The 26,025-nt window shown below is 63.0% G+C and carries 21 protein-coding genes; 16 read left to right on the forward strand and 5 right to left on the reverse strand.

From position 1 onward, the window contains the following. Positions 1 to 3 precede the first annotated feature (3 nt). From carA to IB243_RS15495, 5 genes are all read left to right on the forward strand, one after another. Positions 4 to 1,176 carry a glutamine-hydrolyzing carbamoyl-phosphate synthase small subunit gene (gene carA, locus IB243_RS15475; RefSeq protein WP_192428157.1) on the forward strand — a complete coding sequence of 391 codons (1,173 nt, stop codon included), beginning with the start codon at positions 4 to 6 and terminating at the stop codon, positions 1,174 to 1,176. 20 nt (positions 1,177 to 1,196) lie between these two features. Continuing rightward, positions 1,197 to 1,619, forward strand: a complete 423-nt coding sequence (locus IB243_RS15480) for a hypothetical protein (RefSeq protein WP_010457868.1) — start codon at positions 1,197 to 1,199, stop codon at positions 1,617 to 1,619. 10 nt (positions 1,620 to 1,629) lie between these two features. Continuing rightward, positions 1,630 to 4,896, forward strand: coding sequence for a carbamoyl-phosphate synthase large subunit (gene carB, locus IB243_RS15485; RefSeq protein WP_192428159.1), 3,267 nt, complete (start codon positions 1,630 to 1,632; stop codon positions 4,894 to 4,896). Between the two features lie 181 nt (positions 4,897 to 5,077). Next, entirely contained in the window at positions 5,078 to 5,554 is a 477-nt protein-coding gene (gene greA / locus IB243_RS15490) for a transcription elongation factor GreA (protein ID WP_010457870.1), read from the forward strand. An 11-nt stretch (positions 5,555 to 5,565) separates the two neighbouring features. Further along, complete coding sequence (locus IB243_RS15495) at positions 5,566 to 6,015, forward strand: DUF4149 domain-containing protein (protein ID WP_010457871.1); 450 nt, start codon at positions 5,566 to 5,568, stop codon at positions 6,013 to 6,015. 36 nt (positions 6,016 to 6,051) lie between these two features. Here the strand turns inward: IB243_RS15495 and IB243_RS15500 are convergent, their stop codons facing one another. Then, entirely contained in the window at positions 6,052 to 6,828 is a 777-nt protein-coding gene (locus IB243_RS15500; protein WP_010457872.1) for a hypothetical protein, read from the reverse strand. Next, a complete protein-coding gene (locus IB243_RS15505) occupies positions 6,828 to 7,301 on the reverse strand; it encodes a YhbY family RNA-binding protein (RefSeq protein ID WP_010457873.1) in 474 nt (157 codons plus the stop codon). The genes IB243_RS15500 and IB243_RS15505 overlap by 1 nt, the downstream gene beginning before the upstream one ends. 47 nt (positions 7,302 to 7,348) lie before the next feature. On the opposite strand from IB243_RS15505, the gene IB243_RS15510 reads away from it, so the two are divergent. The 6 genes from IB243_RS15510 to IB243_RS15535 all read left to right on the forward strand — a co-directional run bounded on the left by IB243_RS15510 (position 7,349) and on the right by IB243_RS15535 (position 14,202). Then, the gene (locus IB243_RS15510; RefSeq protein WP_192428161.1) at positions 7,349 to 8,011 is read left to right on the forward strand and encodes an RlmE family RNA methyltransferase; all 663 of its coding nucleotides are present in this window, start codon (positions 7,349 to 7,351) and stop codon (positions 8,009 to 8,011) included. Positions 8,012 to 8,186: 175 nt separating this feature from the next. After that, positions 8,187 to 10,109, forward strand: a complete 1,923-nt coding sequence (gene ftsH, locus IB243_RS15515; protein WP_057225747.1) for an ATP-dependent zinc metalloprotease FtsH — start codon at positions 8,187 to 8,189, stop codon at positions 10,107 to 10,109. A 116-nt stretch (positions 10,110 to 10,225) separates the two neighbouring features. Further along, positions 10,226 to 11,053, forward strand: coding sequence for a dihydropteroate synthase (gene folP / locus IB243_RS15520; RefSeq protein ID WP_192428163.1), 828 nt, complete (start codon positions 10,226 to 10,228; stop codon positions 11,051 to 11,053). 105 nt (positions 11,054 to 11,158) lie between these two features. Then, positions 11,159 to 12,493, forward strand: coding sequence for a phosphoglucosamine mutase (gene glmM, locus IB243_RS15525; protein WP_192428165.1), 1,335 nt, complete (start codon positions 11,159 to 11,161; stop codon positions 12,491 to 12,493). 82 nt (positions 12,494 to 12,575) lie between these two features. Further along, on the forward strand, positions 12,576 to 13,136 hold the full coding sequence (locus IB243_RS15530) for a GNAT family N-acetyltransferase (RefSeq protein WP_225584982.1): 561 nt from the start codon (positions 12,576 to 12,578) through the stop codon (positions 13,134 to 13,136). A 25-nt stretch (positions 13,137 to 13,161) separates the two neighbouring features. Next, positions 13,162 to 14,202: an amino acid ABC transporter substrate-binding protein gene (locus IB243_RS15535; RefSeq protein ID WP_192428169.1), complete on the forward strand. Its 1,041-nt coding sequence runs from the start codon at positions 13,162 to 13,164 to the stop codon at positions 14,200 to 14,202. Between the two features lie 229 nt (positions 14,203 to 14,431). On the opposite strand, the gene IB243_RS15540 is transcribed toward IB243_RS15535, so the two are convergent. Then, positions 14,432 to 16,657 (reverse strand): bifunctional diguanylate cyclase/phosphodiesterase, encoded by a 2,226-nt coding sequence (locus IB243_RS15540; RefSeq protein WP_192428171.1) that lies wholly within the window; start codon positions 16,655 to 16,657, stop codon positions 14,432 to 14,434. Positions 16,658 to 16,802: 145 nt separating this feature from the next. Further along, the gene (locus tag IB243_RS15545) at positions 16,803 to 19,715 is read right to left on the reverse strand and encodes an EAL domain-containing protein (RefSeq protein WP_192428459.1); all 2,913 of its coding nucleotides are present in this window, start codon (positions 19,713 to 19,715) and stop codon (positions 16,803 to 16,805) included. Between the two features lie 243 nt (positions 19,716 to 19,958). Here IB243_RS15545 and IB243_RS15550 point away from each other — a divergent pair, with 243 nt between their 5' ends. Genes IB243_RS15550 through IB243_RS15570 form a run of 5 tightly spaced genes read left to right on the forward strand, consistent with a single transcriptional unit; the run spans position 19,959 to position 25,424 of the window. Next, complete coding sequence (locus IB243_RS15550) at positions 19,959 to 20,795, forward strand: GNAT family N-acetyltransferase (RefSeq protein WP_192428173.1); 837 nt, start codon at positions 19,959 to 19,961, stop codon at positions 20,793 to 20,795. Next, positions 20,795 to 21,670 carry a UDP-2,3-diacylglucosamine diphosphatase gene (locus IB243_RS15555; protein WP_192428175.1) on the forward strand — a complete coding sequence of 292 codons (876 nt, stop codon included), beginning with the start codon at positions 20,795 to 20,797 and terminating at the stop codon, positions 21,668 to 21,670. The genes IB243_RS15550 and IB243_RS15555 overlap by 1 nt, the downstream gene beginning before the upstream one ends. Beyond that, positions 21,667 to 22,755 (forward strand): glycosyltransferase family 1 protein, encoded by a 1,089-nt coding sequence (locus IB243_RS15560; RefSeq protein ID WP_192428460.1) that lies wholly within the window; start codon positions 21,667 to 21,669, stop codon positions 22,753 to 22,755. Before IB243_RS15555 ends, IB243_RS15560 begins: the two co-directional genes overlap by 4 nt. 39 nt (positions 22,756 to 22,794) lie before the next feature. Further along, positions 22,795 to 24,963: a polyphosphate kinase 1 gene (ppk1, locus tag IB243_RS15565; protein ID WP_225584983.1), complete on the forward strand. Its 2,169-nt coding sequence runs from the start codon at positions 22,795 to 22,797 to the stop codon at positions 24,961 to 24,963. After that, the gene (locus IB243_RS15570; RefSeq protein ID WP_192428179.1) at positions 24,960 to 25,424 is read left to right on the forward strand and encodes a histidine phosphatase family protein; all 465 of its coding nucleotides are present in this window, start codon (positions 24,960 to 24,962) and stop codon (positions 25,422 to 25,424) included. The genes ppk1 and IB243_RS15570 overlap by 4 nt, the downstream gene beginning before the upstream one ends. A gap of 44 nt (positions 25,425 to 25,468) precedes the next feature. On the opposite strand, the gene IB243_RS15575 is transcribed toward IB243_RS15570, so the two are convergent. Beyond that, positions 25,469 to 26,002, reverse strand: a complete 534-nt coding sequence (locus IB243_RS15575; protein WP_225584984.1) for a hypothetical protein — start codon at positions 26,000 to 26,002, stop codon at positions 25,469 to 25,471. Positions 26,003 to 26,025: the final 23 nt, after the last annotated feature.

Here is a 26,025-nt window from a genome sequence, read left to right on the forward strand (position 1 = left end):
CCAGTGCTTTTGTCTCTACAGGGAAATTTCCCGCCCGCCATCCTGGCGCTCGCAGACGGCACGGTCTTTATCGGCAATTCGATTGGTGCCACCAGCACCACCGTCGGCGAAGTGGTGTTCAACACCGCCATCACCGGCTACCAGGAAATCCTCACCGACCCGAGCTACTGCCAGCAGATCGTGACCCTCACGTATCCGCACATCGGCAACTACGGCGTCAATGTGGAGGATATCGAAGCCGACAAGGTCCATGCTGCAGGCCTGATCATCAAAGACCTGCCCCTGCTGGCCAGCAACTTCCGCTCCACAGAAACGCTCTCGCAGTACCTGGTGCGCGAGAAGACCGTTGCCATCGCCAACATCGATACCCGCAAGCTCACTCGCCTGCTGCGCAGCAAGGGTGCTCAAAACGGCGCCATCATCGGCCTTGCCGCTGGCCAGTCTGTCACGCAGGCGCTCATCGACGAAGCCATTGCCAAGGCCAAGGCGGCCCCCAACATGGCCGGGCTGGACCTGGCCCAGGTGGTGACCACGGTATCGCGTTATGAGTGGACGCAGACCGAATGGAAGCTGGGCTCTGGCTACGGCGAGCTGGCAGCGCCGCAGTTCCACGTGGTGGCTTATGACTTTGGTGTGAAGAAAAACATTCTGCGCATGTTGGCAGAGCGCGGCTGCAAGGTCACCGTGGTACCCGCGAAGACGCCTGCCGCCGACGTGCTGGCACTCAAGCCCGATGGCGTTTTCCTGTCCAATGGCCCTGGCGATCCGGAGCCTTGCGACTACGCGATCGCAGCGACCCGCACCATCGTGGACAGTGGCATGCCCACGTTCGGCATCTGCCTGGGTCACCAGATCATGGCCCTGGCCGCAGGCGCCAAGACCTTCAAGATGACGCACAGCCACCATGGTGCCAACCACCCGGTGAAGGACCTGGACACCGGCCGCGTGAGCATCACGAGCCAGAACCACGGTTTTGCGGTGGACATGGAATCGCTTCCTGCCAATCTGCGCGCCACGCACGTCAGCCTGTTTGACGGCACGTTGCAAGGGCTGGTCCACAAGGACAAGCCGGCATTTTGCTTCCAGGGGCATCCTGAAGCTTCCCCCGGGCCGCACGACATTGCATATCTCTTCGACCGCTTCACCGACGCCATGCGCGCGGCGAAAGCCGGTTGAGCACGGGAGGAAACAGCGCCATGAAACTCTTCAGCTTCCCTCTCGCATCGCTGGAAAAGGCGATCCACAAGCGTGTCCTGACCCTGCCATCGCCCCACCGTGAGTGGTTCACCGAGCGCTGGGCGCAAAAGCCCTACAAAAAAGCGTTTATCGAGAACAAGGCGATGCCTCTCGTCACGCTCGTGGCCAAGGGCAAGACCCAGGACGATGCCGCCTTTGCAGAACTGCTGCAGGAGTGGGAAGTGACGTTTTATGACGCGGAAGAAGAGGTCCTGCGCCCGCTGATTCAGGGCGACGGCCTGCTGCAACTGATGCAGAAGAACCTTCCTCCCGAACGGGTGCAGGCGCTGCTTGCCAAGTTGACCCAGCGGCGTTTGCCCGCAGACGCAGCAGCCTCTGCCCCTACCTCCAGCCCCCAGGCAGCCGAACCCACGATCGACTGATCGACGCACCATGCCAAAACGCACAGACATCCAAAGCATTCTCATCATCGGCGCTGGCCCGATCATCATCGGCCAGGCCTGCGAATTCGACTACTCCGGCGTACAGGCCTGCAAGGCGCTGCGCGAGGAGGGCTACAAGGTCATCCTGATCAACAGCAACCCCGCGACGATCATGACCGACCCGGCCACGGCCGACGTGACCTACATCGAGCCCATCACCTGGCAGACGGTCGAGAAGATCATCGCCAAGGAACGCCCCGATGCCATCCTGCCCACCATGGGCGGCCAGACCGCGCTCAACTGCGCGCTGGACCTGTGGCACAACGGCGTGCTCGACAAGTACAAGGTCGAGCTCATCGGCGCCACGCCCGAGGCCATCGACAAGGCCGAAGACCGCCTGAAGTTCAAGGACGCCATGACCAAGATCGGTCTGGGATCCGCGCGCTCGGGCATCGCCCACAGCATGGATGAAGCCTGGGCTGTGCAAAAGAGCGTGGGCTTTCCCACCGTGATCCGCCCCAGCTTCACGCTGGGCGGCACGGGCGGCGGCATTGCCTACAACCCAGAAGAGTTCGAGACCATCTGCAAGCGCGGCCTGGAAGCCTCGCCCACCAACGAACTCTTGATCGAAGAATCCCTGCTCGGCTGGAAAGAGTACGAGATGGAAGTGGTGCGCGACAAGGCGGACAACTGCATCATCATCTGCTCCATCGAGAACCTGGACCCGATGGGCGTGCACACCGGCGACTCGATCACCGTGGCCCCCGCGCAGACGCTGACCGACAAGGAATACCAGATCCTGCGCAATGCCTCCCTGGCAGTGCTGCGCGAGATCGGTGTGGACACGGGCGGCTCCAACGTGCAGTTCTCGATCAACCCGCAGGACGGCCGCATGGTCGTGATCGAGATGAACCCGCGCGTCTCGCGCTCCTCGGCGCTGGCCTCCAAGGCCACGGGTTTCCCCATTGCCAAGGTCGCTGCCAAGCTGGCCGTGGGCTACACGCTCGATGAGCTGCGCAACGAGATCACGGGCGGCATCACGCCCGCGTCGTTCGAGCCTTCCATCGACTACGTGGTCACCAAGATCCCGCGTTTCGCGTTCGAGAAATTCCCGACCGCCGACAGCCGCCTGACCACGCAGATGAAGTCCGTGGGCGAGGTCATGGCCATGGGCCGCACCTTCCAGGAATCTTTCCAGAAGGCCCTGCGCGGCCTGGAAGTGGGCGTGGACGGAATGAACGAGAAGACCCAGGACCGCGAAGTGCTCGAAAAGGAACTGGGCGAGCCCGGCCCCGAGCGCATCTGGTACGTGGGCGACGCGTTCGCCATGGGTTTGTCGGTCGACGAAGTGTTTGACCTCACCAAGATCGACAAGTGGTTCCTGGTGCAGATCGAGCAGATCGTGAAGATCGAACTCGACATCGACAAGCTGGTGGCCGAAAAAGGCGAGGGCGCCCTGGCGGCGCTCGACGCGGGCACGCTGTTCACGCTCAAGCAAAAGGGCTTCTCCGACCGCCGCCTGGCCAAGCTGCTCAAGACCACCGAAAAGGCCGTGCGCGAAGCACGCCACGCACTGAAGGTGCGCCCGGTGTACAAGCGCGTGGACACCTGTGCGGCCGAGTTCGCCACCAATACGGCGTACCTGTACTCCACCTATGAAGCTGCCACGCACGGCGGCGTCGCGGAATGCGAGTCGGAGCCCACCAGCAACAAGAAGATCATGGTGCTGGGCGGCGGTCCCAACCGCATCGGCCAGGGCATCGAGTTCGACTACTGCTGCGTGCATGCGGCGCTGGCGATGCGCGAGGACGGCTACGAGACCATCATGGTCAACTGCAACCCTGAGACAGTCTCTACCGACTACGACACGTCCGACCGCCTGTACTTCGAGCCTGTGACGCTTGAGGACGTGCTGGAGATCGTGGACAAGGAAAAGCCGGTCGGCGTGATCGTGCAGTACGGCGGCCAGACGCCTCTGAAGCTGGCCCTGGGCCTGGAAGCCGCTGGCGTGCCCATCATCGGCACCAGCCCCGACATGATCGATGCGGCCGAAGACCGCGAGCGCTTTCAGAAGCTGCTGGGCGAGCTGGGCCTGCGCCAGCCGCCCAACGCGACTGCGCGCACCGAACCCGAGGCCCTGGAAAAGGCCGCCGCCCTGGGCTACCCCCTGGTGGTGCGCCCGAGCTACGTGCTGGGCGGCCGCGCGATGGAAATCGTGCACGAGCAGCGTGACCTGGAGCGCTACATGCGCGAAGCCGTCAAGGTGAGCAACGACTCGCCCGTGCTGCTGGACCGCTTCCTGTCCAACGCCATCGAGTGCGATGTTGACTGCGTGCGCGACTCCGCCGGCGTCACCTTCATCGGTGGCGTGATGGAGCACATCGAACAGGCGGGCGTGCACAGCGGCGACTCCGCCTGCTCGCTGCCGCCGTACTACCTGTCGCAGCCCACCATCGACGAGATCAAGCGCCAGACCGCCGCCATGGCCGACGGCCTGAGCGTGGTGGGCCTGATGAACGTGCAGTTCGCCATCCAGGAAGTCGACGGCAAGGACGTGATCTACGTGCTCGAAGTGAACCCGCGCGCCTCGCGCACGGTGCCCTTCGTGAGCAAGGCGACCGGCATCCAGCTGGCCAAGGTGGCCGCGCGCTGCATGGCCGGCCAGACGCTGGCGTCGCAAGGCATCACCAAGGAAGTGACACCACCGTACTTCAGCGTGAAGGAGGCCGTGTTCCCCTTCGTGAAGTTCCCGGGCGTGGACACCATCCTCGGCCCCGAGATGAAGTCCACCGGTGAAGTGATGGGTGTGGGCAAGACCTTCGGCGAAGCCTTCGTGAAGAGCCAGCTCGGCGCGGGCACCAAGCTGCCCACCTCGGGCAAGGTGTTCCTGACCGTGAAGAACGCGGACAAGCCGCGCGCTGTCGACATCGCACGCCAGCTCGTCGCCCTGGGCTTCGAGCTCGTGGCCACCAAGGGCACGGCCGCTGCGATTGAAGCGGCCGGCGTGCCGGTCAAGGTGGTCAACAAGGTCACCGAAGGCCGCCCGCACATCGTGGACATGATCAAGAACAACGAAATTGTCATGGTCATCAACACCGTGGAAGAGCGCCGCAATGCGATTGCCGATTCGCGTGCCATCCGTACCTCGTCGCTGCTGGCCCGCGTGACCACCTTCACCACCATCTTCGGCGCCGAAGCGGCGGTGGAAGGCATGAAGTACCTGGACAAGCTCGACGTCTATTCGGTGCAGGAGCTGCACGCCCAACTGGTCGCCTGAGCCCCGGCAAAAGCGGCATAATCTTCGCCTGAACAGACACCGCCGCGCGGCAACGTGCGGCGGTTTCCTTTTGTAGACTTGCCATTTGTATCGCCCTGCGCAGCCCGGGCGTGATGTGGTGACTGACCGGTGGAAGTGCTCTTGGCGCTTTCACCGTTTTGACTTTTGGAGACGCAACACGATGGCCACCATTCCGATTACCAAGCGCGGCGCTGAAAAGCTCAAGGAAGAGCTGCACCGCCTCAAGACCGTCGAGCGCCCGGGCGTGATCACGGCTATTGCCGAAGCGCGCGCTCAAGGCGACCTCAGCGAAAACGCCGACTACGACGCTGCCAAGGATCGCCAGGGCTTTATCGAGGGCCGTATTCAGGAGATCGAGGGCAAACTCTCGGTGGCCCAGGTGATTGATCCGAGCGGCGTGGACGGCGGTGGCAAGGTCGTTTTCGGCGCCACGGTTGAACTGGAGGACGAAGAGTCTGGCGATATGGTGAAGTACCAGATCGTGGGCGAAGACGAGGCAGATTTGAAGCTCGGCCTGATCAATATCTCCAGCCCCATTGCCCGGGCACTGATCGGCAAAGAGGAGGGCGACACTGCCGAAGTGCAGGCGCCCGGCGGCGTTCGTCGCTACGAAGTGGTGGCGGTCAGCTACCAGTGAACAGGCGCGGCATGCTCCATCGCCTCCCCGCTTTGGTGGCTGCCCTCTGGTGGGGCAGCCTGACCACCATTGGGTTTCTGGTGGTTCCGATGCTGTTTGCCCACCTTCCGTCGCCCATGGTGGCGGGCAACATGGCGGCCAAGCTGTTCGCGGCGCAGACCTGGGTGGCGGTGGCTTGTTGCCTGGTTTTGCTGCTGGTTTCAAGGCCAAAACAGGCCGTAGCGCAGTATCCATGGGCGCAAGCTGCTATGGTTTTCATACTTGGCGGTCTGCTGCTGGCGCTGCTCACGCAGTTTGGCGTCGCACCGCGCATTGTGGCGCGGCAGGATCTGCGCCTGTGGCACAGCGTGGGGACGGTGATGTATGTGCTTCAGTGGTGCTGCGCATTGGCCGTGCTGTGGCACACGCTGCGCCACGATCTGAAGCCTTCATCTGCCGCCGATGGGCCAGACAGCGCTTGAGTCGTGGCCTGGGCTCTCAGTCCGAGGTGGGGCCGACTATTCGCGCCAATGCTCTGCTACCCAGGTCGCGGGTCGGATGTAGCGAAACCGCCGGTTGCGCCGCCCGGCCAGTGCATCGGGCGGATTGCACTCCCCATGAAAAATCACGATGCGCGCACCGGCTGGCACGAACGGGGCGCGCCAGTAGTTGGTCGGCCAAGTCGGTATGCCGTGGTATTTAAAACTCGGGCACCACGCTTCGGGCCAGTACTGCAACTTGCCTTGCCGATGCAGAAAATCCGAGAGATAAGCCTGTTCGTTGCGGAACTGTTCGCGGATTTCTGCGAAATGCGCGCGAAAGTGCTCCAGCACGTCTGGGTGCGCCCCGAGTTCAAACCGGTAGACCGATGAATTGCCCGTGACGCGCCAGGGGCGCTTGTAGTCGTGGATGATCAGAAACTCGCCCGGCCTAGTAAAGAAATCGTCCAGGCGGCCGGTGATGACCACGTCTACATCCAGGAACAAGGCCGTGCCCCGGAGTCCGTGCAGGTCCTTGCTGAAAGTGACCAGCTTGGTCCAGCCCCGTTCGGGAATGCCCGGCGGCAGATCGAGCGCCGGGATGGGCAGGCATTGCACCTCGCTGCGGATACCGGCGCTGTCATCGGTCAGGCAGACAAAGTGAAAGTCCCCGCTCAGGTGCCGGCGCACCATGGCGTAAAGCCGGTTGACGTATTCGGGGCCGTATTTCGTGCCCCATTTCATGCAGAGGATGTGGCGGGCGGGCGCCGTGCCGGCAGGTGCTGCAAAGGTTGCAGGGACTGCTTCAGGGCTCATCAGTCCGCCTGGCGCTTCTTGATGGATTTTTGTTTGGGCTTGGCGCGCTTGATCTGCCCACCCGAAGTGAGGCGCTGGTTGCCCAGCACGCGCAGTTGCTTGATCTCGGGGCGCTGGCCGCCGCGCTTGCTGTATTTCAGGACCTTGACGTCGCGCGGGCCGGGCATGCGGTCTTCATCGACCGTGCGCTCCTTGACCGGCTGAGGGCGCCAGAGCACCAGCAGCTTGCCGATGTGCTGAATCGGTGCAGCGTTGAGTTCTGCGGTGAGCTGCTGGTACATCAGTTCCCGGGCCACGCGGTCGTCGTTGAAAACACGCACCTTGATCAGCCCGTGGGCATTCAGGGCAGCGTCGATTTCCTTCTGAACGGCAGGGGTCAGGCCATCGCCGCCGATCAGGACGACGGGGTCCAGGTGGTGGGCGTTGGCGCGTTGTTCCCGGCGCTCGGCGGGAGTCAGTTGAATTTGGGGCATGGGCCGTATTATCGGCGGTGCGGATTGTCGAGAGACAATGGAGCTGTATGAAAGTCAAAACCCAAAGCAAGAAGGTCAACAAGGCGTGGTTGAATGACCATGTCAACGACACCTATGTCAAGTTGGCCCACAAAGAGGGTTTTCGGGCCCGCGCAGCCTACAAGCTCAAGGAAATCGACGAACAACTGGGTCTCATCAAGCCTGGGTATACCGTGGTGGACCTGGGCTCCACGCCTGGCGCCTGGAGCCAGTACCTGCGCAGGCGCATGTCGCCGGCTGGGGCTGCAGCGGGCCAGCTCAATGGCACCATCATTGCGCTGGACCTCCTGCCCATGGAACCCATCGAGGGCGTCACCTATATCAACGGAGATTTTCGAGAGGCCGACGTGCTGGGGCGGCTGGAGGCAGCGCTCGACGGCAAGGTGGTGGATGTGGTGGTTTCGGACATGGCCCCCAATCTGTCCGGTATCGAATCGGCCGATGCGGCGCGCATTGCCCACCTGGTCGAGCTGGCCGTGGAGTTTGCTTGCAACCATTTGAAACCGGATGGGGCCCTCGTCGTCAAGCTTTTTCACGGCAGTGGTTACAGTGATCTCGTCACGCTGTTCAAGCAGACCTTCAAAGTGGTCAAACCGTTGAAGCCCAAGGCCTCGCGCGATAAATCGTCCGAAACCTTTTTGGTGGGCATGGGCCTCAAGGAGGCCCCCTGAAGGGGCTTGCCTCAAGTCAAGAATCTGTGAAATCCGACCCCAAAGCCCGTGCTGTTTCCATGGCCGCTAGGGGGAATAGGGATGGCCGGATGGCTTGAAACACCTAAAATGGGCCGCACATGCGTGCCATGACGGCAGTGTGTCCGTTTTCTGTTTTCCGCAACTGGAGCCCCGCTTGAACAATCAGTGGTTTTCAAAAATTGCCGTGTGGCTCGTTATTGCCATGGTGCTGTTCACGGTGTTCAAACAGTTTGACACCCGTTCTGGCGCCAGCGCAGGCCACGTCGGCTACTCGGAATTCCTGGAGGAAGTCCGCAGCAACCGCATCAAGAGCGCGACCATCCAGGAAGGCCAGGGCGGCACCGAGATCGTGGCCGTCACCAATGACGACCGCAAGATCCGCACGACGGCCACCTACCTCGACCGCGGCCTAGTGGGCGACCTCATCAACAACAACGTCAAGTTCGACGTCAAGCCCCGCGAAGAAGGCTCCCTGCTCATGACCCTGCTGGTCAGCTGGGGCCCCATGCTGCTGCTGATCGGCGTGTGGGTGTACTTCATGCGCCAGATGCAGGGCGGCGGCAAGGGCGGTGCCTTCAGCTTCGGCAAGAGCAAGGCACGCATGCTCGACGAGAACAACAACCAGGTCACGTTCGCGGACGTTGCGGGTTGCGACGAGGCTAAAGAAGAAGTCAAGGAAGTTGTGGACTTCCTGAAGGACCCGCAGAAGTTCCAGAAGCTGGGTGGCCGCATTCCCCGCGGCCTGCTGCTGGTCGGCCCTCCTGGTACCGGCAAGACCCTGCTGGCCAAGTCCATCGCGGGCGAAGCCAAGGTGCCGTTCTTCAGCATCTCGGGCTCGGACTTCGTGGAAATGTTCGTCGGCGTGGGCGCGGCCCGTGTGCGCGACATGTTCGACAACGCCAAGAAGAACGCCCCCTGCATCATCTTCATCGATGAAATTGACGCCGTGGGCCGCCAGCGTGGTGCGGGCCTGGGCGGCGGCAACGACGAGCGTGAACAGACCCTGAACCAGATGCTGGTCGAGATGGACGGCTTCGAGACCAACCTGGGCGTGATCGTGGTGGCTGCGACCAACCGCCCCGACATCCTGGACGCTGCGCTGCTGCGCCCCGGCCGCTTCGACCGCCAGGTGTATGTGACGCTGCCTGATATCCGTGGCCGCGAGCAGATTCTGAACGTGCACATGCGCAAGATCCCGATCGGGCAGGACGTGGCCCCGAGCATCATCGCCCGCGGTACGCCCGGCATGAGCGGTGCCGACTTGGCCAACCTGTGCAACGAAGCAGCACTGATGGCTGCGCGCCGCAACGCCCGCACCGTGGAAATGCAGGACTTCGAGAAGGCCAAGGACAAGATCCTGATGGGCCCTGAGCGCAAGAGCATGGTCATGCCCGAGGAAGAGCGCCGCAATACGGCCTACCACGAGTCCGGCCACGCGCTGATCGGCAAGCTGTTGCCCAAGTGCGACCCGGTGCACAAAGTCACCATCATTCCCCGCGGCCGTGCCCTGGGCGTGACGATGAGCCTGCCTGCACAAGACCGCTACAGCTACGACCGCGAGTACATGCTCAACCAGATCAGCATGCTGTTCGGTGGCCGTATTGCCGAAGAAGTGTTCATGAACCAGATGACCACCGGCGCCAGCAACGACTTCGAGCGTGCCACGCACATTGCGCGTGACATGGTCACCCGTTACGGCATGACGGATGCGCTGGGCCCCATGGTCTATGCAGAAAACGAAGGCGAAGTGTTCCTGGGCCGTTCGGTGACCAAGACCACCACCATGAGCGAGCAGACCATGGAAAAGGTGGACATGGAAGTGCGTCGCATCATCGACGAGCAGTACAACCTGGCCCGCCGCCTGATCGAGGAGAACAGCGACAAGATGCACGCCATGGCGAAGGCCTTGCTCGAATGGGAAACCATCGATACCGAGCAGCTGGACGACATCATGGCTGGTAAGGAGCCCCGTCCTCCGAAGGATTGGACGCCACGCACTCCTCCCTCATCGGGCGGTGACAATTCCAGCGGTGGCACGCCTGCGGTGACGACGGACACCGCGCCATCGGCCGCCTGAGTGCTGGCCGGTCCATTCGTTGAAACGGGGCCTTGTGCCCCGTTTTTCATGGCCGGTGTTGTGCTGCTTCCCGATCTTCAAAAGGAAAGCGCCCGTGACCTTTTCTCGATGCTCCCATGATCTGGCAGACCTCCCGTTTCACCATTGACCTGACAGAGCCCCGTGTGATGGGTATCGTCAATGTTACGCCGGACTCGTTCTCCGACGGCGGGCGCCATGCCTCCACTGCAGCGGCCCTGCGGCATTGCGAGCAGTTGTTGCGCGACGGCGCACACATTCTGGACATTGGCGGGGAATCCACGCGCCCCGGCAGTCCGGCGGTGCCTCTGGACGAAGAGCTAGCGCGTGTGGTGCCGCTGGTGCAGGGCGCGGTGTCCCTGGGCGTACCCATTTCTATCGACACCTACAAGCCCGAGGTCATGCGCGCGGTGCTGGACCTGGGCGCCGACATCGTCAATGACATCTGGGCGCTGCGCCAGCCGGGGGCGGCGGAGGTGGTGGTATCGCACCCGCAATGCGGGGTCTGTCTGATGCACATGCACCGCGATCCCCAGACCATGCAAGCGGCCCCGATGGAGGGCGATGTGGTGGCGCAGGTGCTATACTTTTTGCAGCGCTCTGCGCTTGATATACAAGCGCGAGGAGTCAAAAAGCATCGAATTGTGCTGGACCCGGGCATTGGTTTTGGCAAGACGGTGGAGCAGAATTTTGCGCTGCTGGCGCACCAGTCGGCGTTGCGGGCTGCGGGCTATCCTCTTTTGGCAGGCTGGTCCCGCAAGTCATCGCTGGGGGCGGTGACGGGCTTGGCAGTAGAGCAGCGCATGGTGCCCAGTGTGGCGGCCGCTGTGCTGGCCGTGGAGCGGGGCGCTTCGGTGGTGCGCGTGCACGATGTCCGCGAAACGGTGGCGGCGCTCGCCGTGTGGCGCGCGATGCAAGCGGCCTGATGGATTCGGTCTTGGGTGGTCTGTGGCGTTGTATGAATGAGCACATGCCAGGCCCTCTGGCCGTGGATAACAAACAATGAGATTCATACGAGGAGACGCTAGAACATGATGCGCCAATACTTTGGAACCGATGGGATTCGTGGCACCGTCGGGCAGCCACCGATCACCCCGGATTTTGTTTTGCGCCTTGCCCATGCCGTCGGGCGCGTGCTGCGCAGGACCGAGGACCGACCCACCGTGCTGATTGGCAAGGACACCCGCATTTCGGGCTACATGCTGGAAAGTGCGCTGGAGTCAGGCTTCAACTCCGCCGGTGTGGACGTGGTGCTGCTGGGCCCCTTGCCCACCCCAGGCGTGGCCTACCTGACCCGCGCGCAACGTGCAAGCCTGGGGGTGGTCATCAGCGCCAGCCACAACGCCTATCCCGACAATGGCATCAAGTTTTTCAGCGCACAGGGCACCAAGCTGCCCGACACCTGGGAGCAGGCTGTGGAGGCCGCAGTGGGCGAGCCACCCGTGTGGGCCGATTCGGCCAGCCTGGGCAAGGCGCGGCGGCTCGATGATGCCGCTGGCCGCTACATCGAGTTCTGCAAGAGCACGTTTCCGCAGGACCTGACCCTCAAGGGCCTCAAGATTGTGGTCGATGCGGCACACGGTGCGGCCTATCAGGTGGCGCCCAAGGTCTTCCACGAGCTGGGTGCCGAGGTGTTGTCGATAGGCTGCTCGCCCGATGGCCTCAACATCAACCACGAGGTGGGGGCCACGCACCCTGATGCGCTGGTGCGCGCCGTGCGCGCCAACCGCGCCGACTATGGCATTGCGCTCGATGGCGACGCGGACCGCCTGCAGATCGTCGATGCCACGGGGCGCCTGTACAACGGCGACGAGCTTCTGTACCTCATGGCTTCGGACCGCATGGGCCGCGATGAGCATGTGCCGGGCGTCGTGGGCACCCTGATGACCAACATGGCGGTGGAAGTGGCGCTCCAGGCCCGGGGTGTGAAGTTTGTGCGTGCGAAGGTGGGCGACCGCTATGTGCTCGAAGAACTGGCACGGCACAAATGGGTGCTGGGCGGCGAGGGTTCGGGCCACCTGCTGGCGCTGGACCGCCACACCACCGGCGACGGCTTGGTGAGCGCACTGCAGGTGCTGCAGGCCTGTGTGCGCAGCGGCCGCACATTGGCGCAGTTGCTGGCCGACATCACGCTTTATCCGCAGGTGCTGCTGAATGTGCGCCTGGCCCCTGGCCAGGACTGGAAAGCCAACCGCTTGCTGGCAGACACCACCCAGGCGGTTGAGCAGGAGCTGGGCGCATCGGGCCGTGTGTTGATCCGCGCGAGCGGCACCGAACCGCTGCTGCGGGTGATGGTGGAAGCGCGCGACGCGCAGCAGGCCAGCACCTGTGCGCAGAAGCTGGCCGACGCGGCCCGTGCCGGCTGATGGCTCCGCAGGCCCTCTCAACCGGTGGGCACGCCGTGCGATCCGCTACGCTGCTGTCTTTACCGCCAGCCCCGAACCATTGATGCCTTCAAACACTGACACACCCTCCGCCATCACCGTCCGCCCCGTGGACTATGGCAACGCCCGGGAAGCCCAGGCGTTGGTTGAGTTGCTCGACGGCTATGCAAGGGACGTGGCCGGTGGCGGCGCTCCGCTCAGTGCCGAGGTCCAGCGCGGCTTGCCCGAGGCGCTGCGCCAGCGGCCGCAGGCTTTCAGCGTGATCGCATGGGCGGCTGACGCCTCGGCGCTGAATGGCGAGGTGCCCGTGGGCCTGATCAATTGCCTGGAGGGTTTTTCGACCTTTGCGTGCCGGCCCCTGGTCAACGTGCATGACGTGGTGGTGGCGCCCGGCTGGCGGGGTCACCGCATTGCCCAGCGCATGCTGCAGTCGGTGGAGGCACTGGCGCGCGAGCGTGGTGCCTGCAAGCTCACGCTGGAAGTGCTTTCAGGCAACCACAGTGCCCTGCGCGCATATGAACGGGAAGGCTTTGCCGCCTACACGCTCGACCCCAGCATGGGGCAAGCCCAGTTCCTGCAGAAGATGCTGGATGGGGCAGAGGCTGCGCCACCTGCGGCACTCTGAATCATTTTCCGGGAGACAAGACCGTATGAAGACATTTCTGGGCCAGATCGCCGCGGTGGGCGCCACTGCATTGGCGGGGTTGCTCGCGGCGCCCGCCGCCCATGCGGGCAAGACGCTCGATGGCATCAAGGCGCGCGGGCAGGTGGTGTGTGGCGTCAACACCGGGCTGGCCGGGTTTGCGATGGCGGACTCCAGCGGCAAGTGGTCAGGCCTCGATGTCGATGTCTGCAGGGCGCTTGCCGCCGCAGTGCTGGGCGATGGCCAGAAGGTCAAGTATGTGCCGCTGGACGTGCCACAACGCTTCACCGCCTTGCAATCCGGTGAGGTGGATGTGCTGTCGCGCAACACCACGTTCTCGCTGGCACGTGACGCATCGCTGGGCCTGCACCAGACGGCCGTGACCTACTACGACGGCCAGGGCTTCATCGTGCCTGCCAAGAGCAAGATCAAGAACATCCGCCAGCTCAAGGGGCAGACCGTATGTGTGCAGTCGGGGACCACGACCGAAAAGAACCTGGCTGACTATTCCCGTGCCAACGACCTCGACATCAAGCCCGTGATGTTCGAGAAGGTGGATGCTGCAACGTCCGCCTATCTGGCAGGCCGCTGCACCGCGTTCACCACCGATGCATCGGGTCTGGCATCCCTGCGCAGTGGTGTTCCGCAAGGCGCGACAACACACACCATCTTGCCGGAACTGATCTCCAAGGAGCCCCTGGGACCCTTGGTGCGGCGGGGTGACGACGAGTGGTTTGCCGTGGTCAAGTGGGTGATCTACGGCCTCATCGAAGCCGAAGAGCACGGCGTGACGCAGGCCAATGCGGACCAGCTGAAGGCCAGCAGTACCCAGCCGGTGGTGCAGCGCATCGTGGGGACCTCCTCGGAAGACACCGGAAAGCTGCTTGGGCTGGACCGTGATTGGCTGCTGCGCGCTGTCAAGACCACGGGCAACTATGGCGAGATCTTTGAGCGCAATGTCGGTCAGAAGTCGCCTCTGGCGCTGCCACGTGGTCTCAACAATCTGTGGAACAAGCAGGGCCTGATGTACGCCTTCCCGATCCGCTGATCTCGGTGGGTTGGGGTCAACTTGGGCGGTGAGGCGCTGGGTGTTCGGTCTTCCGGCGGCTTGAATTTTGTTTGCTATTAAATAAATAGCTTTTAACGCTTGTGTATCAAGCGCCAGAGGCTATTTTTATCTAATTGTTCCACCCGATGCGGTTGCCTGTGGCTCCCGTGGCTCCCGTGGCTCTTTCAGGAGCCATTGGTCTGGGCATGGTCCTGTCGGCAAACGTTGTTCAATGCAGCTGCCGCCGCATGAAAATTTCCAATTCTGGCGCAGACAGCGGCATGCTGAAGTGGTAACCCTGCGCCTCGTCGCAGCCCTGCTCACGCAGGTAGGCCAATTGGCCTTCGGTCTCCACGCCTTCGGCCGTGGTGCGCATGCCCAGCGCCTGGGCCATGCGGATGATGGCGCTCACGATGGCGCGGTCGTTGCCGTCATCGCCCAGGTCGCGCACGAACGACTGGTCGATCTTGAGCTTGAAAATCTGAAAGCGCTTGAGCTGGCTCAGCGATGAGTAGCCGGTCCCAAAGTCGTCCATCGACATGCGCACGCCGCGCGCGTGCAATTGGTCCATGGTGGCCACCGCGGCATGCGGGTCGTCCACCGCCACGCCTTCGGTCAGTTCGAGTTCCAGGGAGTCGGGCGGCAGATCGAATTCGGCCAGCATGCGGCTCACCAGCTCCGGCAGCTGGGGCTGGCGAAACTGGATGGCAGACAGGTTCACGGCCATTGTCAGTTTGGGAAAACCGCTGGTGCGCCAGGTTTTGAGCTGAGCCAGCGCGGTGCGCAGCACCCATTCCCCAATCTGCAGGATTTGCCCGCTGTCTTCGGCAATGGGAATGAACTCTGCCGGCGACACTCCGCCGAGCTGCGGGTGCTGCCAGCGCAGCAGCGCTTCCACGCTGCGTACGGAGCCGTTGGTCAGACTCATCTGCGGCTGGTAGTGCAGGTGGAACTGGTTGCGCTCCAGCGCACGGCGCAGGGCGTTTTCCAGCTGCAGCGCGCGCACCGACTGCGCCTGCATTTCGGGGGTGAAGAATTTGAAAGTGTTGCGGCCATCCAGCTTGGCGCGGTACATGGCCACATCGGCCGATTGGGTCAGCGTGTCGAAGTCCGCGCCATCTTGCGGGAACAGCGCGATGCCCATGGATGGCGCCATGGTCAGCTCGTGGTGGTCGATCTGGTAGTGCTGGCGCGATGCCTCCTGCAGTTTGCCGGCCACGCGGGCGGCGCCGTGCGCGTTGGCGCCGGGCAGCAGCAGGATGAATTCATCGCCCCCCAGGCGCGAGACCGTGTCCTTGTCGCGCACCACTGCACGAAGCCTCTTGGCGATCTCCACCAGCAGCGCATCGCCCACGCGGTGGCCCAGGGAGTCGTTCACATGCTTGAAATGGTCCAGGTCCAGGAAGATCAGGGCCAGCGGCGTGTTGCCTTCCTGGGCGACGCGGATGGCCTGCTGTGCCCGTTCGGCCAGCAGCGTGCGGTTGGGCAGGCCTGTCAGGGCGTCGTAGTGGGCCAGCCAGTAGATGCGCTCCTGATCGGCCTTGCGGTCGTTGATCTCACGGTGCAGGTTGTCCACGGTTTCGCGCAGTTCGCGGGTGCGGTCCTGCACTTGCCTTTCCAGGTCTTCGTGGGTGCTGGCAAGCAGGGCCTGCGCCTGCTTGCGCTCCGTGATGTCCATGGTGATCCAGATGGAGCCCTGGGACGGATCGGCAGGGTCGATGGACTTGCTGCGCACCTCGCAGATCACGGGGGTCCCGTCCTTGCGGCACAGCTCCAGCTCGCCTTCGTAGGAGTGGCCTGCGGCCAGCTGCGGATAGCACCGGCGGCCGACTTCTTCCCAGGCGGCATCGCTGGCGTACCACTGGCGCGAGGGGCTGCCTGCCAGTTCTCCCGGCTGGTAGCCCAGCATCTGTTCAAAGTGGTGGTTGCAGCGGGTCAGATGCCTGTCACGCAGGAACGCGATCCCCACCATCGCGCTGTCGAAGAGCAACTGCTTTTCACGCACTGCCGCACCCAGCGCCGCCTGGGCGCGCTTTTGCTCATCGATGTCGTCCAGGATCCAGATGGAGCCTTCTGTCGTGTCCTGTGGGTTGATGAGCCGCCCCGTCAGGCTGCCCCAGAACAAGCTGCCATCGCATCGGCGCAGTTGGCGCTCGACGCGGAATGCCTGGCCCTGGGCCAGCACGGGATAGGCGGTGCGGCCCAGATCGCGAAACGCCTCGCGCGAGGGGTAGAACGCCTCGGTGTTGAGTCCCACCAACCGCTCGGGGCTGGCATAGCCAAAAATCTCGGCGTACCGCTGGTTGCAGCGCACCACACTGCGCTGGCGCAGGAACACAATGCCCACGCCTGCGCTGTCGAGCAGGGTTTGTTGTTCGCGCAGCGCGCGTTGCAGGGGAGTGTCGGTGGCAACTCCAGGACGCTGCAATTCTGGAGTGCTGAACGGCGCAAACATGAGACCGGTACGGGCGTAGGGCCTGGCGGCCTTGGTAATTTGTACCAAAGTGTAGCAGTGCTCCCTTACAGCCGCCGGCGCCCCTCCCGCACCTTCCGCACCGTCGCAGCACCAAGTAAGAACGTGTTCACGATCTTAGCCAGCCTTAGCGTGCCTGCTGTCCGCGCAGGTAGGCCTCGAAGGCGTCGGCCGGCAGTGGGCGGCTAAAGTAAAAGCCCTGGGCTTCATCACAGCCCTGCGCGTGCAGAAACTCGAGCTGTCCGTCGGTTTCCACCCCTTCGGCCGTGGTCTGCATGCCCAGAGCCTGCGCCATGCGGATGATGGCGCTGACGATGGCGCGGTCGTTGGCATCCTCTTCAAGATCGCGTACGAACGATTGATCGATCTTGAGCTTGTAGATCTGAAAGCGCTTGAGATAGCTCAGCGACGAGTACCCGGTGCCAAAGTCATCCATCGACAGGCGCACGCCCCGGTCGTGCAACTGGTCCATCATCGCCAGTGCAGCGGCAGGGTCGTCGACGGCGGCACCTTCGGTCAGCTCCAGCTCCAGCCTGCGGGCCGGCAGGCCGGCCTGTTCCAGGCAGCGGGTCACCATCTCGGGCAGTTGAGGGTGCCTGAATTGCACGGCAGAAACGTTCACGGAGACGGCCCGCAGGGGCAGGTGCAGATCCAGCCAGCGCTTGATGTCGGTCACCGCCGTGTGGATGACCCATTCGCCAATCGCCACGATCATGCCGCTGCTTTCGGCGACGGGGATGAACTCTGCCGGTGACACCAGGCCCAGCTCGGGGTGGCGCCAGCGCAGCAGGGCCTCCGCGCCTACCACCTGGCGCGTGGAGAGCGAGACCTGTGGCTGGTAGTGCAGCTCAAACTGATTGCGCTCCAGTGCACGGCGCAGTGCGTTTTCTATCAGCAAGGCGCGGGCCGTACGCGCTTCAATATCGGCGGTAAAAAATCCGTACCGGTTGCGCCCGTTTTGTTTGGCGCGGTACATGGCGGCATCCGCCCGTTGGTACAGCGTGTCGAACGATTCGCCATCGGCCGGATACATCGCAATGCCGACCGACAAGGTGGTGGTGAGCTCGTAAGGATCGATCTGAAACGGCTGGGCCACGGCCGCGAGCAACTGCATGGCCATTTCGGCGGCAGCGCTTGCAGTGGTGGATGGGAGCAACAGAAGAAACTCGTCACCGCCCAGGCGCGAGACCGTGTCCTGGGGCCTCAAGAGGGACTGAAGCCTTTGTGCCACCGCCACAAGCAGGATGTCGCCAATTCTGTGGCCCAGTGAGTCATTGACATTCTTGAAGTGGTCCAGGTCTAGAAACAGCATCGCCAGTGTGCCACCCCGTACCTGCTCATCGGCAATGTGGCGATGGGCGCGTTCTGCCAGCAGCGCGCGGTTGGGCAGGTTCGTGAGCGGGTCGAAGTGCGCCAGGCGTTGAATGCGGTCCTGGGCCTCGCGCTGCTGGGTGATGTCACGGAACAGCGTGATGGAATGGGTGACCACACCATTGCCGTCTCGCACACTGCTGACCGACAGCCACTGGGGGTAAGTGGAGGCGTCTTTGCGGTGTCCCAGGGCTTCGCCTTCCCAGCTTCCGCCCTGCGGCAGCTGTGCATAGACGGTATCCGCATCGAAGTCTTGGCCGGGCCCCGCGACGGTGAGTAGACGCACTGACTGCCCTACCGCTTCGGCTTCTGCATACCCCGTGATCCGCGTGAACGCCCTGTTGATGCGCACGATGGTATGGGCTGCATCGGCGATCACGATGGCTTCACTGCTCTGGTCAAACACCTGCGCGGTGAGTTGCAACTGCTCCTGGGACCGCTTGCGCTCGGTGATGTCGCGCGACAGCACAATGAACCGGGGTTTTGCGTTGGGGGAAGTCGCCTTGCGCGCCGCAGACAACTCAAACCAGGTGGCGCCCAGGCGGGGCAGGTCGAGCATGATCTGCCGCCCGGTGGACCAGCCCTGCGCCTGGGCTTCATTCAGCACGTCCATCACTGACAAGGCCGCCAGCGCAGGCATCACATCGGCCACGTTGCGTCCCACCAGCGTTTCGGCGGGGGCCATGAGCAGCTCCGCGCGCGGGCTGTGCACGCTGCAGTAAAAACCATCCTGGTCGAGCTCGAAAAGCGGATCCGGTATGGCGTCGATGGTGGCGTGCAATTGCTGCTGGGTTGCCTGGATTTCCGAGGTGCGCTGCGCCACCTGGTAGGCCAGGCCGCGCTCATGCTCTTTCAGCTCGAACAGCAGCCGGGCCACGTAGGCCATCATCAAGGCAAACAGCAAGGCGATCGCGCATCGCATGGCCAGCACGCCCGGGTCTCCCCAACCCTTGATGGGGGTCAGGCTCAGCGTCCACTGTCCATTGGGCAAGGTCAGCGACCGGCCCACGGCATCGGGGCCCGGGGGCGGTGCAGAGGCTGCAATCGTCTGCTCTTCTTCCGTATCGGGCCGGATGCGCCACAGCCGGTAGTGGTATCCCCGCTGGGTCAGTTGCGGCAGGCGCGCAGTGGCGAGCACCTCGGGCAGGCGGATGGTGACGTAGGTAAAGCCCCAGAAGGTGCGGTGACCCTGGGCATCCTCCAGATAGACCGGCTGGCGCCCCACCACCCCCAGCCCGCCTTGCACCAGCTCCATGGGGCCAGCCAGGGTCAGCAGGCCTGACTCCCGTGCCCTGGCGGATTCGCGACCTTGACGCGGGTCATTGAGTTGATCGAAACCGATGGAGCTTTCGTTGCCCTGGCGCGGCACCACGTGCCTAACCACGCCATTGGGGGACAGGCCCATGGCCGCAATGCCAGGGTAGAACGGCAGCATCTGGGTGCCGATCTCTTCAAACTGCGTCACCTGCCCTTTGCCTTGGCGTACCAAGGCGACCAGGGTGTTGTTGGCGGACAGGGCCAGTTCGATGGCGCGCTGCAAGGCCTGCACATGGTCGCCCGCCATGTCTGTCACCTGAGTGCGCTGCTGTGCCTGTTCCTGACGCTCCAACGCCCACACCAAAGCGCCTGCACACAGTGCCGCCAGAACAAACACGACCAGCGCGCCCATGGCAGGGCTTCGGGGGCGGGCGGGGAAGGAGGCGTGCACGGTACGAGTTCCTGGACCAATTATGCAGGCCCAACGATTGCCTGCGTAGGTGCCTTCCCAGGGTACGCATGTCACGGCATTGACATGCCATCGACATGGCTGCGTCATGTGCCAATTTCACACTCGCTCCCAGGGGAAAACGGTTCCCAGCCCATGGTTGGGGCCTCCAGCCGAAACCGTCCTGACGCAAGGAGATGTTGCACCATGAATGAATTGCCCACCTTGACACCGCCCCTGCCAGCCGAAGTTGCTTCTCCGAGGGGACTTCGTGGTGCGGGTACTCTGTCTGGCGCAGCGCGTCTGGTGCCGGAACGTGGCGCCATTCAGGTGGCCTGGGCGCGCCATGAAGACGAAGTGCGCCAGGCGCAGCGGCTGCGGTTCGACGTGTTTGCAGCGGAAATGGGCGCTCGATTGACGACCCCCATCCCGGGCCATGATGTGGACCTCTTCGACGACTACTGCGAACACCTGTTGGTGCGCGATGCCCAGAGCCAGCAAGTCATTGGGACTTACAGGGTGCTCACTCCGGCACAAGCCCGACGCGTTGGTGGTACCTACAGCGATACCGAGTTCGATCTCACGCGGCTGCGTTCGCTGCGTCCCCGCATGGTGGAACTGGGGCGCAGTTGCGTGCACCCCGATCATCGCCACGGTGGCGTGATCATGGCCTTGTGGAGCGCGTTGGCGGATTTCATGGTGCGCAACCAGTTGGACACCATGATCGGCTGCGCGAGCATTCCCATGCTCTACAACGGCGTTGTGAGCGGCGATGCTGCCGCCAGCATCTGGCAGCAGGTGCGCAAGACGCACCTGGCCCCCATCGAATACCACGTGCTCCCCCGGTTGCCCTTGCCCGTGGAGCAGCTTGATGGCTCGATCACGGTAGAGCCCCCAGCACTCATCAAAGGCTACCTGCGGCTCGGGGCACGCGTGTTGGGCGCTCCGGCCTGGGACCCGGATTTCAACACCGCAGACCTGCCGATGCTGATGCGTCTGGCAGATCTTCATCCCCGCTATCGCAAGCATTTTCTGGGGGCCTGATGCGCACCGCGTTCGATGCCTTGGGTCCCTGGATGGAACCGTCCTTGGGCCCCGAGGACACAGCCGACGACGCGCAGGCATCCGCCGCTGGTCATCGCCGGTACCGCGCGGTCTTTATTTCTGATCTGCATCTGGGTACTCCAGGTTGCCAGGCGGTCGCATTGCTGGACTTTCTCAAGCACCATCCCAGCGATCACCTTTACTTGGTCGGCGACATCGTGGATGGTTGGCAACTGCGCCGCAAGTGGTTCTGGCCACAAGCCCACAACGATGTGGTGCAAAAGCTCCTGCGCCGCGCGCGCAAAGGGTGTCGGGTGGTGTTTGTACCCGGCAACCATGACGAATTCGCCCGTGCGTTCGTAGGCCACTCTTTTGGTGGCATCGAGGTGCGGGCCGATGCGGTTCACACGACGGCCGATGGTCGCAGTCTCTGGGTCACGCACGGCGACCACTTTGATGGAGTCATCCAGTGTGCCAAGTGGCTGGCGTATCTGGGCGACAACCTGTATGAGTTCACCCTCAAACTCAACCGGCACCTCAACACCCTGCGTGCCCGCGTGGGTTTGCCCTACTGGTCCCTGTCGGCGTACCTGAAGGGCAAGGTCAAGAAAGCACTGAACTACGTCACTGATTTTGAAGTGGCCGTGGCAGCCGAAGCGCGCCGCAGGGGACATGATGGCGTGGTGTGTGGCCATATCCACCGTGCTGAGATGCGGGAGATCGGCGGGACCCTGTATTGCAATGACGGCGACTGGGTGGAAAGCCACACCGCCCTGGTCGAGCACATGGACGGCCGACTGGAACTGCTGCAGTGGCCGGCTTCTCCGGTCGCAAATATCCCCCAGGCCGAGGCCGAGGCCGCTGTTGTGTTATGAAAATTGCCTTGTTGACCGATGCCTGGCTTCCCCAGGTGAATGGGGTGGTTACCACCCTGCTGGAACTGGTGCAGGCGCTTGAAACTGCCGGGCACGAGGTGCAAGTGCTGCACCCCGGTCAATTTGCAACCCGTCCATGCCCTGGCTATCCCGGCATCGACCTGGCCGTGCGGCCGACAAAGCGCGTGGCAGAGGTACTGGACGCCATGCAGCCCGATGCCATCCACCTTGCCACAGAAGGGCCGCTGGGCTGGGCGGGGCGCCGCTACTGCCTGCGCAAGGGCCTGGCGTTCACGTCGGCTTTCCACACGCGTTTTCCGGAAATATTGCATGCGGCGCTGCGTGTGCCGCTTGGTTGGGGGTACGCGCTGTTCCGGCATTTCCACCGTCCATCCTCGGGAGTGATGGTGCCCACGCAAGGCGTTCTGCAGATGCTGGAGCGTCGGGGCTTCCGCAATTTGCGCCCGTGGACCCATGGAGTCGACACGCGGGTTTTTCCGTTCCATGGCGCAACCACCCAGAGCCCGCTCATGGGCACTCTGGCGCACCCGGTGTCGCTGTATGTGGGGCGGATTTCGTACGAAAAGAACATCGAAGCTTTCCTCCGGCTCGACATGCCGGGCTCCAAGGTGGTTTGTGGAGTCGGGCCGCTGGAGGCACGTCTCAAGGCGAAGTACCCGCAGGTTCGTTGGCTGGGCATCCTGGATCGCGCGGCTCTGGCAGAGGTCTATGCGGCCGCTGATGTGTTTGTATTTCCAAGCCGGTCAGAAACGTTTGGTTTGGTCATGCTGGAGGCCATGGCCTGCGGGACGCCTGTGGCAGCGTATCCCGAGGATGGCCCCATGGAAGTGCTGGGAGCGCATTCTGGCCAGGCCCCTAAAGGGGGTGTGCTGCAGGATGATCTGCTCCTGGCAAGCCAGCAGGCCTTGGCGATTCCCCGGTCCGAAGCGCGCGCGCGGGCACTCGATTTCACCTGGGCTCATGCCGCCCGGCTGTTTGAACAGTACCTGGTCCCCGCCCGTGTGCAGGATGCATCTTGTGTGACTGTCACAAAACCTGTCACATCGCTGTCATCTGGGCGTTAAATACTGCAGGCATCCTGCACTTGCCGCGTTTGCGTACCCATGTTGCCTTTGCCTTTCGATCATGCTGGCACACATGCCACCACCTCCCTGTTGCATGACAGTGGCACGAGCTGTACGTTAGTGCAATCCACCAGCCACCCTCCTCAGATGTTTCTGGACAGAGATCACAGCATCCTGGCTTTCAATGAGAGGGTTTTTGACTGGGCCGTGCGGACGGATGTCCCCTTGCTGGAGCGGCTGCGCTATCTGTGCATCGTGTCTTCCAATCTCGATGAGTTTTTTGAGGTGCGCGCTGCGCCACACATCACCGCGGCGCAGAAGGGCGAGACCAAGGGGCTTTATTCAACGGCGTCCTTCGAAGCCATGGCCGCCAAGGTGCACGGCCTTGTGGAGCGGCAGTACACGCTGTACAACGAGTCCTTGGTGCCGGCGTTTGCCGCACACGGGATTCGCATCGTGGGCTACAGCGAGCGTTCTCCCGCGCAAAAGCGGTGGGTCCACGATTATTTTTTGGACGAAGTTCGGCCTTTGCTGATTCCGGTGGGCTTGGATCCGGCACATCCGTTTCCACAGGTAGCCAATAAATCGCTGAATTTCATTGTCCGGTTGAAAGGTCGCGACGCCTTTGGCCGCGAGAACGAGATCGCCATCGTCAAGGTGCCCCGGGCCCTGCCAAGACTCATTCGCATGCCTGACCGCGTTGCCCCCGGGGAAGCGCTTTTCGTGAGTCTTTCCAGCATTGTCCGGGCGCATCTGGAGGATTTGTTCCCGGGGCGCGAGGTCACGGAGTTCTCGCAGTTCCGCGTCACGCGCCATTCAGACCTGGCACTGGACGAGGAGGACGTGCGCAATCTGCGGACCGCACTTCGCCAGGGCTTGCAGCACCGGCACTACGGGCAAGCGGTGCGGCTGGAGGTGTCTTCTGGATGTTCGCAGTTTCTGTCGGATTTTCTGTTGGCGCAATTTGCCTTGCCGGCAGCTGCCCTGTTCCGGGTGCAGGGTCCCGTGAATCTGGTGCGACTGACACAACTCGTGGATCTGGTGGATGCCCCGGACCTCCTGTTTGCGCCCTGGAACTCTGCCTGGCCTCGGCAATTGCAGTCCGGCGTGTCCATTCTGGAGCAACTGCGCAAGCACGATGTGCTGATCCATCAGCCGTTCGAAAGTTTTGATGGGTTACTCGCCTTTCTGCGCGAAGCCGTCAATGACCCGGACGTGCTCGTCATCAAACAGACGATCTACCGAACCGGGGCGGACTCCGAACTCATGGATCTGCTCTCCGAGGCGGTGCGTCGCGGCAAGGAGGTCATGGCCGTGGTGGAACTCAAGGCCCGGTTTGATGAAGAGGCCAATATCAACTGGGCCGAGGCCCTGGAGTCCATTGGTGCGCAGGTGGTCTACGGTGTGGTGGGGCTCAAGACGCACGCCAAAATGCTGCTCGTTACGCGCAGGGAAGGGCGAAAACTGCGGCGGTATGGGCACCTTTCCACCGGCAATTACAACGTGCGTACTGCGCGGCTCTATACCGATCTGAGCTACCTCACGGCCGATGAGGAAACCACTGCTGACATGGATGGGGTGTTCAACCATCTGGCGAGCCAGAACCGTCCGCCCAAGCTGCGCAAGCTGATGCTGGCGCCGTTCCATCTGCACCGGCGCATGCTGGAAAAAATCGAACAAGTGGGGCTGGCCGCCAGTAGGGGAGAGGATGCGCGCATCGTCGCCAAGATGAATGCCCTGACAGACGAGGCCCTGATGCGCGCCCTGATTGCGGCCGGCCAGCGCGGGGCACGCATTGACCTCATCGTGCGCGGTGCCTGCATGTTGGCTGCCCAAGTCCCTGGGGTGACCGACAACATCCGTGTGCGCTCGGTCATTGGCCGGTTTCTGGAACACACGCGCGTTTTCTATTTCCGCAGCGGGAATGAGGAGGATCTGTATCTCTCCAGTGCCGACTGGATGAACCGCAACATGATGCGGCGGGTGGAGCTGGCCTGGCCCGTGACCGACCCTCGCCTGCGTCAGCAGATTGTCGATGAATGCCTGGTCGCCTATCTGCATGATGAACGGGATGCCTGGACCCTGAACGCAGATGGCTCCTACGGCAGGGCTCCTCGTCCCCAGGATGGTTTGGGCGCACAGAACGCTCTGATGGTCCGGTATGGTCCGGCCCCATCGGTGGCGCACGTGGATCAGGGGACGGCATGATGGACCTCATTTTGTGGCGCCATGCGGAGGCGGAAGAGCCCGCAGAGGGGGGTGACGATCTGGCGAGAGCTTTGACGTCGCGTGGGGAGAAGCAGGCTGCACGCATGGCCGCCTGGCTGGACCGGCAATTGCCCGAAGGTTTGCGTGTGCTCGCCAGTCCGTCGCGGCGCACGGAGCAGACTGCAAGCGCTCTGGGGCGAAAATTCAAGATGCGCGCCGAGCTGTTACCTGGTGCAATTCCGCAGGATCTGCTGGATCTTGTGCAATGGCCACGCGCCAAGGGCACGGTGCTGGTGGTGGGCCATCAACCCGTGCTGGGCCAGACCATTGCGCAGTTGATGGGGCTCCAGGCTTCGGAGTGCGCCGTGCGCAAGGGGGCTGTCTGGTGGTTGAGACAGCGGCAACGGCTGGACCAGAGCCAGACGTTGCTGATCGCGGTCCAATCTCCCGAGTTTCTTTGATGCCGGTTGCGCCGAGGGGCCTCACCCGGCGCAGAACAGTGGGCTTACTTGCGCGTGGCTTTGGTGGTCGTCTTTGTGGCTGGCATGGGTGTTGCCGGTGCTGCGTCTGCCTTCGGGCGTCCCGTCTTGATGGATGGCACTGCCTGCACCGCGCTGCGCAGGGCCGCGTCGGACATCGCTGCCAAGACCTTGAGGCCCGCACGCAGCAGCTCGCTTTTCTTCACCGGCTGGGCGAGAGCGGCTGAGCGCTGCTTCAGTGTTTCGATGACTGCGTATTCGTCTTTGGGAATGGTGAAGCTGTCGCGCACCAGCTTGGGCTTCTTGGCCTTGACGTCCCGGGTGGCTGCCGGTGTGGGTGCCTTGGGCTGTTTGGGTGTCACCTGTTTGGCGCTGGGTGCCTTTTTCTTGGGAACCGCGGCGGGCTTTGCCGCCAATTTTTTCGGTGGCTTGGCGGCAACCGCTGCTTTGGCCGAGGTCTTGGTAGTCGCAGCAGTGGTCTTGACCGACTTTGCCGGAGTTGCTGGCGCGGGGTTCGGTGCGAGGGCTGCTGGCGCAGTAGTGGTGCTGGATGTGGTCATGACAAAGGAATTTTTCGATAAAC

It is taken from the genome of Acidovorax sp. ACV01 (genome assembly GCF_014851495.1).
Classification (GTDB): Bacteria; Pseudomonadota; Gammaproteobacteria; order Burkholderiales; family Burkholderiaceae_C; genus Acidovorax; species Acidovorax radicis.

What these genes read in the sequence shown, in the direction of transcription:
- IB243_RS15575 (WP_225584984.1), bottom strand. Translation starts at nt 26,002, where the DNA reads ATGACCACATCCAGCACCACTACTGCGCCAGCAGCCCTCGCACCGAAC.
- IB243_RS15510 (WP_192428161.1), top strand. Translation starts at nt 7,349, where the DNA reads ATGAAAGTCAAAACCCAAAGCAAGAAGGTCAACAAGGCGTGGTTGAAT.
- ppk1 (WP_225584983.1), top strand. Translation starts at nt 22,795, where the DNA reads ATGTTGCCTTTGCCTTTCGATCATGCTGGCACACATGCCACCACCTCC.
- IB243_RS15500 (WP_010457872.1), bottom strand. Translation starts at nt 6,828, where the DNA reads ATGAGCCCTGAAGCAGTCCCTGCAACCTTTGCAGCACCTGCCGGCACG.
- glmM (WP_192428165.1), top strand. Translation starts at nt 11,159, where the DNA reads ATGATGCGCCAATACTTTGGAACCGATGGGATTCGTGGCACCGTCGGG.
- IB243_RS15550 (WP_192428173.1), top strand. Translation starts at nt 19,959, where the DNA reads ATGAATGAATTGCCCACCTTGACACCGCCCCTGCCAGCCGAAGTTGCT.
- folP (WP_192428163.1), top strand. Translation starts at nt 10,226, where the DNA reads ATGATCTGGCAGACCTCCCGTTTCACCATTGACCTGACAGAGCCCCGT.
- IB243_RS15540 (WP_192428171.1), bottom strand. Translation starts at nt 16,657, where the DNA reads ATGTTTGCGCCGTTCAGCACTCCAGAATTGCAGCGTCCTGGAGTTGCC.
- IB243_RS15555 (WP_192428175.1), top strand. Translation starts at nt 20,795, where the DNA reads ATGCGCACCGCGTTCGATGCCTTGGGTCCCTGGATGGAACCGTCCTTG.
- IB243_RS15495 (WP_010457871.1), top strand. Translation starts at nt 5,566, where the DNA reads ATGCTCCATCGCCTCCCCGCTTTGGTGGCTGCCCTCTGGTGGGGCAGC.
- IB243_RS15570 (WP_192428179.1), top strand. Translation starts at nt 24,960, where the DNA reads ATGATGGACCTCATTTTGTGGCGCCATGCGGAGGCGGAAGAGCCCGCA.
- IB243_RS15505 (WP_010457873.1), bottom strand. Translation starts at nt 7,301, where the DNA reads ATGCCCCAAATTCAACTGACTCCCGCCGAGCGCCGGGAACAACGCGCC.
- IB243_RS15480 (WP_010457868.1), top strand. Translation starts at nt 1,197, where the DNA reads ATGAAACTCTTCAGCTTCCCTCTCGCATCGCTGGAAAAGGCGATCCAC.
- IB243_RS15530 (WP_225584982.1), top strand. Translation starts at nt 12,576, where the DNA reads ATGCCTTCAAACACTGACACACCCTCCGCCATCACCGTCCGCCCCGTG.
- IB243_RS15545 (WP_192428459.1), bottom strand. Translation starts at nt 19,715, where the DNA reads ATGGGCGCGCTGGTCGTGTTTGTTCTGGCGGCACTGTGTGCAGGCGCT.
- carB (WP_192428159.1), top strand. Translation starts at nt 1,630, where the DNA reads ATGCCAAAACGCACAGACATCCAAAGCATTCTCATCATCGGCGCTGGC.
- greA (WP_010457870.1), top strand. Translation starts at nt 5,078, where the DNA reads ATGGCCACCATTCCGATTACCAAGCGCGGCGCTGAAAAGCTCAAGGAA.
- IB243_RS15535 (WP_192428169.1), top strand. Translation starts at nt 13,162, where the DNA reads ATGAAGACATTTCTGGGCCAGATCGCCGCGGTGGGCGCCACTGCATTG.
- IB243_RS15560 (WP_192428460.1), top strand. Translation starts at nt 21,667, where the DNA reads ATGAAAATTGCCTTGTTGACCGATGCCTGGCTTCCCCAGGTGAATGGG.